The organism is Rhodococcoides kyotonense (assembly GCF_900188125.1).
GTDB lineage: Bacteria > Actinomycetota > Actinomycetes > Mycobacteriales > Mycobacteriaceae > Rhodococcoides > Rhodococcoides kyotonense.
Genome location: NZ_FZOW01000001.1, coordinates 103,174 through 114,891 on the forward strand (window position 1 = coordinate 103,174; position 11,718 = coordinate 114,891).

12 protein-coding genes and 1 tRNA gene are annotated in these 11,718 nt (G+C 65.1%); 10 read left to right on the forward strand and 3 right to left on the reverse strand.

Annotated features, from left to right (window positions below):
- The first annotated feature begins 2 nt into the window (after window positions 1–2).
- Genes CHB96_RS00405 through CHB96_RS00415 form a run of 3 tightly spaced genes read left to right on the forward strand, consistent with a single transcriptional unit; the run spans window position 3 to window position 2,964 of the window.
- Complete coding sequence (locus CHB96_RS00405; RefSeq protein ID WP_176444094.1) at window positions 3–1,031, forward strand: heme/hemin ABC transporter substrate-binding protein; 1,029 nt, start codon at window positions 3–5, stop codon at window positions 1,029–1,031.
- Window positions 1,028–2,092 carry a FecCD family ABC transporter permease gene (locus tag CHB96_RS00410; RefSeq protein ID WP_089242618.1) on the forward strand — a complete coding sequence of 355 codons (1,065 nt, stop codon included), beginning with the start codon at window positions 1,028–1,030 and terminating at the stop codon, window positions 2,090–2,092. The genes CHB96_RS00405 and CHB96_RS00410 overlap by 4 nt, the downstream gene beginning before the upstream one ends.
- Window positions 2,083–2,964, forward strand: a complete 882-nt coding sequence (locus CHB96_RS00415) for a heme ABC transporter ATP-binding protein (RefSeq protein ID WP_089242619.1) — start codon at window positions 2,083–2,085, stop codon at window positions 2,962–2,964. Before CHB96_RS00410 ends, CHB96_RS00415 begins: the two co-directional genes overlap by 10 nt.
- Here the strand turns inward: CHB96_RS00415 and CHB96_RS00420 are convergent.
- Entirely contained in the window at window positions 2,911–3,297 is a 387-nt protein-coding gene (locus tag CHB96_RS00420; RefSeq protein WP_245865113.1) for a hypothetical protein, read from the reverse strand. The two genes, CHB96_RS00415 and CHB96_RS00420, sit on opposite strands and share 54 nt — an antisense overlap.
- A gap of 172 nt (window positions 3,298–3,469) precedes the next feature.
- Between CHB96_RS00420 and CHB96_RS00425 the strand changes: the two genes are divergently transcribed.
- From CHB96_RS00425 to CHB96_RS00435, 3 genes are all read left to right on the forward strand, one after another.
- Window positions 3,470–4,498 carry a YncE family protein gene (locus CHB96_RS00425; RefSeq protein ID WP_089242620.1) on the forward strand — a complete coding sequence of 343 codons (1,029 nt, stop codon included), beginning with the start codon at window positions 3,470–3,472 and terminating at the stop codon, window positions 4,496–4,498.
- Between the two features lie 73 nt (window positions 4,499–4,571).
- On the forward strand, window positions 4,572–4,772 hold the full coding sequence (locus tag CHB96_RS00430; protein WP_371828971.1) for a DUF5703 family protein: 201 nt from the start codon (window positions 4,572–4,574) through the stop codon (window positions 4,770–4,772).
- A gap of 49 nt (window positions 4,773–4,821) precedes the next feature.
- A complete protein-coding gene (locus CHB96_RS00435; RefSeq protein ID WP_089243008.1) occupies window positions 4,822–5,889 on the forward strand; it encodes a quinone-dependent dihydroorotate dehydrogenase in 1,068 nt (355 codons plus the stop codon).
- Window positions 5,890–5,937: 48 nt separating this feature from the next.
- On the opposite strand, the gene CHB96_RS00440 is transcribed toward CHB96_RS00435, so the two are convergent.
- Window positions 5,938–6,465: a YbhB/YbcL family Raf kinase inhibitor-like protein gene (locus CHB96_RS00440; RefSeq protein ID WP_089242622.1), complete on the reverse strand. Its 528-nt coding sequence runs from the start codon at window positions 6,463–6,465 to the stop codon at window positions 5,938–5,940.
- Between the two features lie 54 nt (window positions 6,466–6,519).
- Complete coding sequence (locus CHB96_RS00445) at window positions 6,520–7,881, reverse strand: M20/M25/M40 family metallo-hydrolase (protein ID WP_089243009.1); 1,362 nt, start codon at window positions 7,879–7,881, stop codon at window positions 6,520–6,522.
- Window positions 7,882–8,020: 139 nt separating this feature from the next.
- Here CHB96_RS00445 and CHB96_RS00450 point away from each other — a divergent pair.
- The 4 genes from CHB96_RS00450 to CHB96_RS00465 all read left to right on the forward strand — a co-directional run bounded on the left by CHB96_RS00450 (window position 8,021) and on the right by CHB96_RS00465 (window position 11,708).
- Window positions 8,021–8,109: transfer RNA gene (locus CHB96_RS00450), tRNA-Leu, on the forward strand.
- Between the two features lie 165 nt (window positions 8,110–8,274).
- Window positions 8,275–9,738, forward strand: coding sequence for an SDR family oxidoreductase (locus CHB96_RS00455; RefSeq protein WP_089242623.1), 1,464 nt, complete (start codon window positions 8,275–8,277; stop codon window positions 9,736–9,738).
- A gap of 78 nt (window positions 9,739–9,816) precedes the next feature.
- Window positions 9,817–11,313 carry a glutamate-cysteine ligase family protein gene (locus CHB96_RS00460; RefSeq protein ID WP_089242624.1) on the forward strand — a complete coding sequence of 499 codons (1,497 nt, stop codon included), beginning with the start codon at window positions 9,817–9,819 and terminating at the stop codon, window positions 11,311–11,313.
- A gap of 17 nt (window positions 11,314–11,330) precedes the next feature.
- Window positions 11,331–11,708, forward strand: a complete 378-nt coding sequence (locus tag CHB96_RS00465; RefSeq protein ID WP_089243010.1) for a DUF2784 domain-containing protein — start codon at window positions 11,331–11,333, stop codon at window positions 11,706–11,708.
- Window positions 11,709–11,718: the final 10 nt, after the last annotated feature.

Consider the following 11,718-nt stretch of genomic DNA (forward strand, 5'->3'; position numbering starts at 1 on the left):
GATTGCGCACGACACGAACACGGATCGCATTCGGTGTCCTCGCGGCGGCTGTGTCCGCCGCGCTCGTCTCGTGCACGGCGACGGAGTCCGGAAGCGGTGAGCACGCTGCCGGCGCGATCGGACCGCGCACTGCCGTCATCGAGAACCCGGACCCCGAACCGATCGCGGAAGCACCGACGCCGACACTGCCTGCGACGACGCGAGGCTTCGACGGCGTCGACGTCACCGTCACCGACACCAGCCGCATCGTCGCGGCCGATCAATACGGCACGCTGGCCACGACGGTGTACGCCCTGGGGCTCGGCGACAACCTGGTCGGGCGTGACACGTCGGCCGAGTTTCCTGCGGTGGCGAACGTGACCGATGTGACTCCGGGAGGCCATTCACTGAGCGCCGAAGGAATTCTGGCGCTGAACCCGACGGTCGTCCTGACCGACACCAGCATCGGACCACGCGCGGTGCAGGATCAGCTGCGTGCAGCGGGAATTCCCGTCGTCTACTTCGATCCCGCCCGAACTCTCGACGGTGTCGGCCCACAGATCGAGGCCGTCGCGTCCGCCCTCGGCGTTCCGCAACAGGGCACGCAGCTCGCCGACCGGACCGCGTCGGAGATCGACAGCGCCCGGCAACTCGCGCCCAGTGACGGCGACCCGGTCAAGATCGCGTTCCTGTACATGCGCGGCCCTGCCATCAAGATGCTCGCCGGACCCGGCTCGGGAGCGGACTCGCTCGTCGCCGCGCTCGGCGCAGAAGACGCAGGTACCGTCTCGGGCCTGACGCAACAGTTCGTTCCGATCACCAGCGAAGCCCTGATCGCTGCCGCCCCGGACGTCATCCTGATGATGACAGGCGGCTTGGAGTCCATCGGAGGCGTCGACGGTCTCGAGCAGGTCCCCGGTATCGCGCAGACACCGGCAGGACAGTCCGAACGCATCGTCGACATGGCCGACGGCGTCGTCCTCAGTTTCGGCCCCAACACCGGGAAGGTGTTGGACGCCCTCGCGAAAGCCGTCTACGCACCGGCTTCATGACCGCGAAGCTGGAACGGCCGACGCGTCGTCGCTCCCGTACCTGGGTGGTGTTCGGCGCCCTGGTGGTGCTCGTCGTCGCGCTCGCTCTGATCTCGGCGTGCATGGGCCAGGTGCAGACGACGCCCATGGAGGTCGTCGGGAGCATCTTCCATCGCATCGGTCTCGACATCGGTCCCATGCCTGCCCACCCGAGCGGTGACGTCACACTGTGGCAGGTCCGGTTTCCGCGTATCGCTCTCGGCGCAGTCGTCGGAGCGAGTCTCGGCTGCGCCGGTGCGCTGCTCCAGGGCGTGTTCGCGAACCCGCTCGCCGAGCCGGGAGTCATCGGTGTGTCGTCGGGAGCGGCGGTCGGTGCGTCGTCGGTGTTCGTGCTCGGCAGTGCGTTCGCCGGTGCCTGGTCGGTTGCAGCGGCGGCATTCCTCGGTGGGCTCGTGACGACCGTCCTCGTCTACCTGTTGGCTCGCGGAGGCGGACGAACCGAGGTCGTCACGTTGATCCTCACCGGAGTGGCCGTCAATGCATTCGCGGGTGGGCTCATCGCATTCTTCACGTTCGTGGCATCCCCGGCCGCGCGCGAGCAGATCGTGTTCTGGCAACTCGGCTCGCTGGCTGGTGCGACGTGGCAGGCCGTGGCCGTCGTCACACCGCTGGCGGTCGTCGGCGTCGCGGCATCGATCGCCATCGCACACCGACTCGACCTCCTCGCGCTCGGCGAGGACGTCGCACGCCACCTCGGCGTGAACGTCGAGCGGCTACGCCAGTTCGCGATCGTCATCGTCGCCTTGTTGGTCGCGTCCGGGGTGGCGTTCACCGGGATCATCCTGTTCGTCGGATTGATCGTGCCTCATCTGATGCGCATGCTTCTCGGGCCTGCCCACCGAACGCTGGTCCCCGCCAGCGCCCTCGGGGGCGCGGTCGTGCTTCTCGGGTCCGATCTCATCGCGCGCAACCTCGTGCCGAATGTCGACATGCCGCTGGGCATGATCACCTCGCTCGTCGGTGCGCCCTTCTTCTTCTGGATGCTGAGACGGACACGCGCGAGGCAGGGCGGATGGGCATGAGGCTCTTCTCGACGCGCGCCGACGCTCTGTCCCCGGTCACACCAGGCGACGTCACGCTACGGGCGCGCGGAGTCGACGCAGTCCGCTCCGGCCGCACCGTCCTTCGCTCCCTCGACCTCGACATCGTCGCGGGCGAGGTACTCGCGCTCGTCGGTCCGAACGGCGCGGGCAAGTCCACTGCTCTCGGAGTTCTGGCCGGAGAGATCGGGCCGCGAACGGGACAGGTCGAACTGCACGGACGGCTGCTCTCGGCATGGTCCGACGTGCGCGTCGCTCGCCGGAGGGCAGTGCTCCCACAACAGCACACCGTCGGCTTCTCGTTCACCGTCGAGCAGGTCGTCCGCATGGGGCGATCACCGTGGAACCGAACTCCACAGCAGGACGACGACGATGCGCAGATCGGTGCGGCCATGGAGGAATGCGATGTCGAGAGGTTTGCGCATCGACCCTTCTCAAGCCTCTCCGGCGGCGAGCGCGCCCGAACGTCGCTCGCGAGGGTGCTCGCACAGAACACCACGACACTTCTGCTGGACGAGCCGACGGCGGCGCTGGATCTCGGTCATCAGGAGAAGGTCATGTCGGTCGCGCGAGCACGCGCGAGGGCCGGAGCAGCTGTCGTCGTCGTGCTGCACGATCTTGCCCTTGCAGCGGCGTACGCCGACCGGGTGGCCGTTCTGCACGACGGCGCACTGGAGGCGGTCGGCGATCCGAGAGCGGTCCTCCGCGCGGACCTTCTCTCACGTGTGTACGGCCACCCCGTCGAGGTGCTGGATCACCCGGTCACCGGTGCGCTGCTGGTGCTCCCTATTCGTGACGGCTCAGAAATTGTCGATCAACGAACCGACGCGACCGAGGAACGCCCGGACCGCTGACACCTCCCGCGCCGACGCGTCGGACGCATGGTTGACGGCGTCTCGAACGGCGCCGACGACGCTGCGCTCGTCGGTGAGATCGACGTCGGTGACAGACTGTTCCGCGACGGCCGAGACATCGGACTCATCGGGAACGGGCGACGTCAGGTTCGCACGATAGATCTCCAGGTAGAGCGTGCTTCTATGCACCCGGAAGGCGAACGGTCGTCCGTCGTCGGTGAGGCCGAATCCATTGGCATGGGATCCGGTGGTGATCTGCTCCACCGCGAACCGGTTCGTCCCGCTGCGCGAGGATGACGTGCGTGCGGTGTCGATCCGCTGTTCGGTTTCCAACTCGACTCCTCGTTGTCTCCCCGCGAACACGGTACCCATGCCCGTCCGATTTCACTCCGGCGGTCCGGCGGTGTCGGCCCGAGGGCCATCAGGCAGGCTGGAGGCAGATGCCGTTCTCTGGAAGAACGCATCACTCGACGAGAACCGAACGCCCCCAGGAGCAGACGAATAGATGAAAGACACACGAAGGCCGTGGCGAATCGCCGTTGTCGTTGCGGCAACGTCAGCTGCACTCCTGGCTTCCGCATGCTCCGAGAACGACAGTGACGACCCGGACGCCGTCCGTATCGAACCACTGTCGAGAATCGACTCCCCCGACACCACGACCACCCCTGCAGGCGTGGTCACGGCGTCCCCCTTCGGACTGCATTCCACCACATTCGACGCCGACACGCGCTCCGTCGTCGCACTGTCCGACGACGCGACATCCCTTCTGGTGTTCTCCGCGACGGACGACCCGGCCGCCGCGCCACGCGAGGTGCAGCTGCCAGGTGCGGCCGCAGCAGTGACCGGGATAGGCGACGGCCGCGTGCTGCTTCCGCTGGATCGCTCGCTGGTCGAGGTGGACCTGCGCACGGCGAGTGTCGATGCGATGGCCGTGGACGCGAATCTGCTGAGCGCCGTCGTCCTTCCCGACGGACGCTTCGCCACCGGTGACGACAGTGGCACGATTCACGTTCTCGACGCGAACGGCCAAGAGTCACAGACGATCAGCGGTCTGTCGTCGGTGGACGCACTGGCGTCCACCGAGTACGGGTTGAGCGCGCTCGATCGACATCAGACCTCGCTCACCGAGGTGAAGGTCGACGACGAGTCCCTCGGTCTGGCGCTGCGCGCCGGCGAAGGTGCGGCAGAACTGGACACCGACCGGTTCGGACGAATTCTGGTGACGGACGCCGTCGGGCGCGAATTTCTCGTCTACTCGTCCGAAGACCTGCTTCTCCGCCAGCGATTTCCAGTCGATGCGCAGCCGTGGGCCGTCGCTTACGATGACAAGTCCGACGTCGTCTGGATCAGTCTGCCGGAGGTGAACGAGGTGGTCGGTTACACACTGGAGACGGGGATACCGGTCGAGGTCGACAGGTTCCCGACGGTTCGCCAGCCGGACTCGATCGCCGTCGACGCCGATACCGGTGATCTGTTCGTCGGATCGGCAGCGGGGAATGGACTGCAGCGGATTTCGGTTTCCGAGGGGCGATAGTACAGAGCGAAAGGCGATTGCCACTGTGCCGAAAAACGACACTTTACGTGCCCGTGTCCCGTCGGATTGGGACATCACATCGGAAGACTGGGAGTACATTCCGCTTCGGCTCCCGCCCGACGTCACTCGCGTGACGGCATCGATGCGGCTTGCGATTCAAGCCGAGTTCGGCGGTTGGGAACTGTCCCGGGTTCGGCTGTACACCGACGGAAGTCGACGGGTTCTCCTCAAGCGTAAAAAGACGACATATCACGTCCCGGAACCGGGAATCTGATCCCGCAACGCGGGATTTCCAAGTAGAGAGAAGATCTGTGGGTCACACGTTGTATCGCGCTTTGCTTCGGCTGATGTTCCTTCTCCCACCCGAGAGGATCCATCACATCGCATTCGGCGCGATACGCGCAGTGACCGCGTTCTCTCCCGCGCGGACTCTCGTGAGGAAGCTTCTCGTCGTCGACGACCCGCTGTTGCGGAGCACGGTGTTCGGCGTCGACTTCCCCGCTCCCCTCGGCCTGGCCGCGGGATTTGACAAGAACGCGGAGGGTGTCGACGCCTGGGGTCCACTCGGATTCGGATTCGCCGAGATCGGCACCGTCACGGCGCAGGCGCAGCCGGGCAACCCCCAACCACGTCTGTTCCGTCTGCCGGAGGACCGTGCGCTCGTCAACCGCATGGGGTTCAACAATCACGGGGCAGGCGCGGCCGCCGGGATCCTGCGTGGTCGCCGCGGCGGCGTTCCGATCGGCGCCAACATCGGTAAGACCAAGGTCACCCCTGCTGCGGACGCGGCCGCCGACTACACCGCGAGCGCAACCCTTCTCGGCCCTCTCGCCGACTTTCTGGTCGTCAACGTCAGCTCCCCCAACACCCCTGGCCTTCGGGATCTCCAAGCGGTGGAATCGCTTCGTCCGATCCTGGTCGCGGTGCAAAACGCCGTCTCGATACCCGTACTGGTGAAGATCGCCCCCGACCTGTCCGACGACGACGTCGACGCGGTGGCCGATCTCGCCGTCGAACTCGGCTTGGCCGGAATCGTCGCGACGAACACCACCATCAGCCGAGCCGGCCTGCGCACCGACGCCGCCGTCGTCGACGCCGCAGGCGCGGGCGGTGTGTCCGGCACTCCGGTCGCCGAGCGTTCGGTCGAGGTTCTTCGACGATTGCACGCGCGGGTCGGTGGACGTATCGCGCTGATATCCGTCGGCGGTATCGAAACCGCCGACCAGGCGTGGGAAAGAATCACGGCAGGCGCGTCGCTGGTGCAGGGCTACACCGGATTCATCTACGGTGGCCCGTTCTGGATGCGGCGCATCAACAAGGGAATCGCGCAGCGGCTTCGTGCGCACGGTTTCTCCGAGCTGTCCGAGGCCGTCGGCTCGGCCGCACGCTGACCTGGTACCTGCAGGTGGGACGCGGTCGTCGACCGCGTCCCACCTCGATCATGCTTCGTACACTCCGGTCAGCACCGCACGCCCGATCGCGTGCGAGAACAGGTTGAAACCGAGGTACGCAGGCGTTGCGGTCTCGTCGACCTCGAGGCGCTCCACATCCACCGCGTGCACCGCGAAGATGTAGCGGTGGGGTCCGTGCCCGGCCGGCGGAGCAGCGCCGATGTAGCGGAAGAGCCCCGCGTCGTTCTTCAGCGTCACTGCGGAGGTGGGGATCGCAGTGCCGCCGTCGTCCCCCGCACCGGCGACGAGAGACGTCGTCGTCGCGGGAATGTTGGCGACGGCCCAGTGCCAGAAGCCCGACGCCGTCGGCGCGTCGGGATCGTATGCGGTCACCACGAAACTCTTGGTGCCCTCGGGAAAACCGGACCAGGACAGCTGCGGCGAGTTGTCGTGCCCTCCCGCACCCATGATGCCGCTGACCTGTTGCGCGTCGAGCGTTGCTCCCTCCTGAAAGTCCTCCGAGGTGAGCTGGAACGACGGCAGGTCAGGCAGAGCAGCGTACGGGTCGTGTGTCATCGAGAATCCTTTCGAAACATGGTGTCTCTCCTGCGCTGGTTCCCGCTCCCGCTGTCAGCTGTGGAGCAGGAAGTGTTCCAGTACCTGTGTACCGAACTCCAACGAGCTGACGGGTACCCGCTCGTCGACTCCATGGAACAAAGCAGCGAAATCGAGTTCCGGGGGCAGCCTGAGCGGCGCGAATCCGAAGCATCGAATTCCGATCCGTGCGAACGCCTTGGCATCGGTGCCACCGGACAGCATGTACGGAACCGTCCGTCCGTTCTCGTCGTGCGCGAGGACCGCGTCGTTCATCGCATCGACGAGGTGGCCGTCGAACGTGGTCTCGTACGAGTCGAGCTTGGTGATCCATTCGCGTTCGACGTTCGGGCCGATCAGTTCGTCGACCTCGCGCTCGAATTCGGCCTGGCGGCCCGGCACGACGCGGCAGTCGACCATCGCCTCGGCGGTCTGCGGAATGACGTTGGCCTTGTAGCCGGCCTTGAGCATCGTCGGATTGGCGGTGTCGCGGAGCGTCGCACCGACGATGCGAGCGATGCTGCCCAGCTTCTGCAGCGTGCCGTCCAGGTCGGGTGACGTCGGATCGAAGTCCAGACCGGTCTCCTCGGCGACGGCGGACAGGAACTCCGCGACGGAATCCGAGATCACCAGTGGGAACGTGTGATTGCCGAGTCTTGCCACGGCCTCCGCCAGGTACGTCACGGCGTTCTCGTCGTGCAGGAAGGATCCGTGGCCTGCCCGAGCCTTGGCGGTCAGCTTCATCCAGCCGAGACCCTTCTCTGCGGTCTCGACCATGTAGAGCCGCTTCTCCGTTCCGTCCGGTCGTGCGACCGTCAACGAGAAGCCACCGACCTCACCGACCGCCTCGGTGACTCCTTCGAAGAGATCGGGACGGTTGTCGACGAGCCACTGCGATCCCCATCTGCCGCCGTTCTCCTCGTCGGCGAGGAACGCGAACATGATGTTCCTCGGGGGGACGGTGCCGTTGGACTTGAACTGCCGCGCCAGCGCCAGCGCCATCCCGACCATGTCCTTCATGTCGACGGCTCCGCGGCCCCACACGTAACCGTCCTCGACGGCGCCGGAGAAGGGATGGACGCTCCAATCCGCGGGTTCTGCCGGGACCACGTCGAGATGGCCGTGGATCATGAGCGTTCCGCGGTCCTGATCCGCGCCGGCGAGCGTCGCGAACACGTTGCCACGGCCGGGCGCGCCGGATTCGACGTAGACCGTCTCGTAGCCGACCTCCTGAAGCTTCTGCGCGACCCACTCGGCGCATTCCTTCTCACCCTTGGTGGTCTCGAGCTCCCCCGTGTTGGAGGTATCGAATCGGATCAGGGCGCTGACGAGGTCGACGACCTCGTCCAGAGCCGTCGTCGGGACTGATGCAGTTGCGGACTTATCGACTGAAGACACCACACTTTCCTACCACCCGTTCCGCATCGACGGGCAACGCGACGGGTCGACTGACATGCGGATTTGGGTGATCGGGAACCTATCGGATATCTTTGTCCAGCACGCAGCGAGCAGGCGTGCGAACAACAGAACAAATCTGGTCCGAGTGGCGGAATGGCAGACGCGCTAGCTTGAGGTGCTAGTGTCCTATTAACGGACGTGGGGGTTCAAGTCCCCCCTCGGACACCAGAGATCGAATCAGTACATATTCACAGACGCTGGTGCGATCCACGATTTCTGAGTTGAGACAGACGAGATAGACCCCGATTCCCTTGGAGTCGGGGTCTATCTCGTTGTGAGGACCTGCGCAGCGAGGACTTGGTCGCTGTTGGCCGTCCTGGAAGGAAACGAAAGATGACCGACGCCCTCACCGGTATCGATCCGGCCGATCTCGAGACGTGCCTACGCGTGCTGAAGGTCGCAGGATCGCTGGATAAAAATCATCCTGATTCCATTGTCGTCCAGCGGGCCTCGGGACAGCTTTTCAAGGACCTGAAGCGCTCGCGCCGCATCGCCGCACGCGATGCGAAGTCGGCCGCCGACCGAGCCGTCGTCGCTGCCACGGCCACCGGATCACCCGAACGCATCGACGACGAGACTGCGGGAGTGTCACTCACCGCTCGTGCGACAGGAGAGTTCGCGGGGACACTCATCCGCGCCAGGCCCTGCTACATCTGCAAGCAGCGATACACCCTGGTCGACGCGTTCTACCATCAGCTGTGCCCGGACTGCGCGGCGACGAATCGCAGCAAGCGCGATGCGACCACCGATCTGACGGGACGACGTGCGCTGCTCACCGGTGGCCGCGCCAAGATCGGCATGTACATCGCGCTGCGGTTGCTGCGCGACGGGGCGCACACCACGATCACCACACGCTTCCCGAACGACGCGATCCGACGCTTCAGTGCGATGGAAGACAGCGATCGATGGCTGCACCGTCTACGCATCGTCGGAATCGATCTGCGTGACCCCGCACAGGTTGTGGCACTTGCCGATTCCGTGGCCGCGGAGGGCCCGCTCGACATTCTGATCAACAACGCCGCGCAGACGGTCAAGCGCTCCGCAGGCTCGTACAGCGCGTTGATCGACGCCGAGACGGAAGCGCTGCCGTCGGGACCGAGGCCGGACGTGATCACGTTCGGCAAGACGAGCGAGGCGCACCCGGCGTCGCTGACCAGTTCTCTTCCTGCCACCGCCGTCGGAGAGGTCACCGGCGCCGACGTGCTGACCGCCGAAGCCGTCAGTTCTCTTGCCCTCGTGGCGGGATCGGCTACTGCAGAGCGCATCGAGCAAGGCATCGCCATCGACGCGGGTGGCCTCGTGCCGGATCTCGCGGAGACGAACAGCTGGATTCACACGGTCGACCAGGTCGATCCTGTGGAACTGCTCGAAGTGCAGTTGTGCAACTCGGTGGCGCCGTTCATTCTCGTCAGCCGCCTGCGTGCCGCGATGGAAGCATCGCCTGCGCGTCGGAAGTACGTCGTGAACGTCTCGGCGATGGAGGGACAGTTCAGCAGGGCATACAAGGGCCCCGGCCATCCGCACACCAACATGGCGAAGGCAGCTCTCAACATGCTGACGCGCACGAGTGCGAAAGAAATGCTCGAGAAGGGCATTCTCATGACGGCTGTCGACACCGGCTGGATCACCGACGAACGCCCGCATCCGACGAAGATGCGGCTTGCCGACGAAGGATTTCACGCACCGCTCGACCTGGTCGACGGCGCGGCCCGTGTCTACGATCCGATCGTTCAAGGCGAACTCGGCGTCGATCAGTACGGACAGTTCCTGAAAGATTTCGCACCCTCCCCCTGGTAACCGCTTGTTTGTGCCGCGATACTCACGGATATACGGGTACTTCGGCAACACACGGGGCGAGACAACAGGTGGGCGAACATGGGCGACGACGTCGATCAGCGCAAGTTCACGAGGCAGGACCGACATCTCTTCCGCCAGAAGGTCCAGGACTGTCTGGACGCACTGGCGACGATGTTGGCCGACGATACGTTCGATGTCGGTGAACCGCAGATCGGCATGGAGGTCGAGCTCAACCTCGTCGACGACGACATGGCACCGGCCATGGCGAACGCAACGGTTCTCGACGCGATCGCCGACCCCGATTACCAGACCGAACTGGGACAGTTCAACATCGAGATCAATGTCGAACCGCGGCCGTTGCGCGGCGACAGCATCACGAATCTCGAATTCGCTCTTCGTCGTTCGCTGAACGCCGCCGACGAACGTGCAGGCTCGTCGGGGAGCCACCTGGTGATGATCGGAATGCTCCCGACGTTGACGGACAAGCACTTCGAGTACAAGTGGCTGTCGGCGAACCCTCGCTACGATCTGCTCAACCAACAGATCTTCGCTGCGCGCGGCGAGGACATCGAATTGCGAATTCCCGGTGTGCGACTGCCTGGTTCGGCGGCGACCGAGGACCTCGATACGATCACGGACACAATTCTTCCCGAAGCTGCGTGCACCTCGGTGCAGTTGCACCTTCAGGTATCGCCCGACGACTTCGCTTCGTATTGGAACGGCGCGCAGGCGCTGGCCGGTATTCAGGTTGCGCTGGCGGCGAATTCACCGTTCTTCGCCGGCCGCGCGCTGTGGCACGAGACTCGAATTCCGTTGTTCGAGCAAGCAACCGACACCCGGCCACAGGAATTGAAGAATCAGGGTGTCCGGCCTCGGGTGTGGTTCGGCGAACGGTGGATCAATTCGATCTTCGATCTCTTCGAGGAGAATTCACGATATTTCCCGGCGCTGCTACCGGTGTGCAGCGACGAGGATCCGAAAGAGGTTCTCGCACAGGGCGGTACGCCGGACCTATCGGAGCTGCGCATGCACAACGGGACGGTGTATCGCTGGAACCGACCCATCTACGACCGATCGGGCGGCGGCCACCACATACGGCTCGAGAACCGAGTGCTGCCCGCCGGTCCCACAGTCATCGACACACTGGCCGACGCGGCGTTCTACTACGGAACTCTGCGTTCGCTCGCGGAGGCCGACCGGCCACTGTGGTCGCAGATGTCGTACGACGCGGCGGCCGAAAATCTGCACTCGGCCGCGCGCAGCGGCTTCGACGCGCGACTGTACTGGCCCGAAGTCGGATGGGTCAGTCCGCAGGAACTCGTGTTGCGACGACTACTGCCCATGGCCGATGCGGGACTCGCGGCGTACGGCGTCGACGCAGACGTCCGAGACCGGTACCTCGGCGTCGTCGAAGGCCGGTGTCTGGCCAAGGTCTCAGGATCGGTGTGGCAGCGCAACGCCGTCGTCGACCGCGAGCGCGCCGGAGATGCACGAGAGGCGGCACTGTCCGGCATGTTGGGTGACTACGTGACGCTCATGAACGAGGGCAATCCCGTGCACACCTGGGCCCGCTGAGGCCTACGATCGTGTTCATGCTCTACAGAGCAGTCGCCGACGTCACGGTGGTGGTGCACCTGGCATTCATCGCCTATGTCGTCGCGGGCGGATTCCTGGCGTGGCGCCTCCCTCGAACCATCTGGCTTCACGCATGCGCCGTTGCCTGGGGCTTCATGTCGATCGTGGTCGGCGTCGACTGCCCACTGACCGCGGTCGAGAATTGGGCTCGGCTGCGGGCGGGAGTAGCCGAACTACCGTCGACCGGCTTCATCAGCCACTACCTGACCGGCGTCGTGTATCCCGAGAACGCACTCGGTGCGGTCAGGCTCGCCGCTGTCACCACGGTCGTGCTCTCGTGGTCGGGATACGGCTACCTGCGTCTGCATACGCACCGAAGTCTTCGACTCCCGTAACCATCCGGGT

Coding starts and splice junctions, on each gene's coding strand:
- CHB96_RS00410 (WP_089242618.1), top strand. CDS start 1,028: ATGACCGCGAAGCTGGAACGGCCGACGCGTCGTCGCTCCCGTACCTGG.
- CHB96_RS00415 (WP_089242619.1), top strand. CDS start 2,083: ATGGGCATGAGGCTCTTCTCGACGCGCGCCGACGCTCTGTCCCCGGTC.
- CHB96_RS00425 (WP_089242620.1), top strand. CDS start 3,470: ATGAAAGACACACGAAGGCCGTGGCGAATCGCCGTTGTCGTTGCGGCA.
- CHB96_RS00440 (WP_089242622.1), bottom strand. CDS start 6,465: ATGACACACGACCCGTACGCTGCTCTGCCTGACCTGCCGTCGTTCCAG.
- CHB96_RS00455 (WP_089242623.1), top strand. CDS start 8,275: ATGACCGACGCCCTCACCGGTATCGATCCGGCCGATCTCGAGACGTGC.
- CHB96_RS00460 (WP_089242624.1), top strand. CDS start 9,817: ATGGGCGACGACGTCGATCAGCGCAAGTTCACGAGGCAGGACCGACAT.
- CHB96_RS00465 (WP_089243010.1), top strand. CDS start 11,331: ATGCTCTACAGAGCAGTCGCCGACGTCACGGTGGTGGTGCACCTGGCA.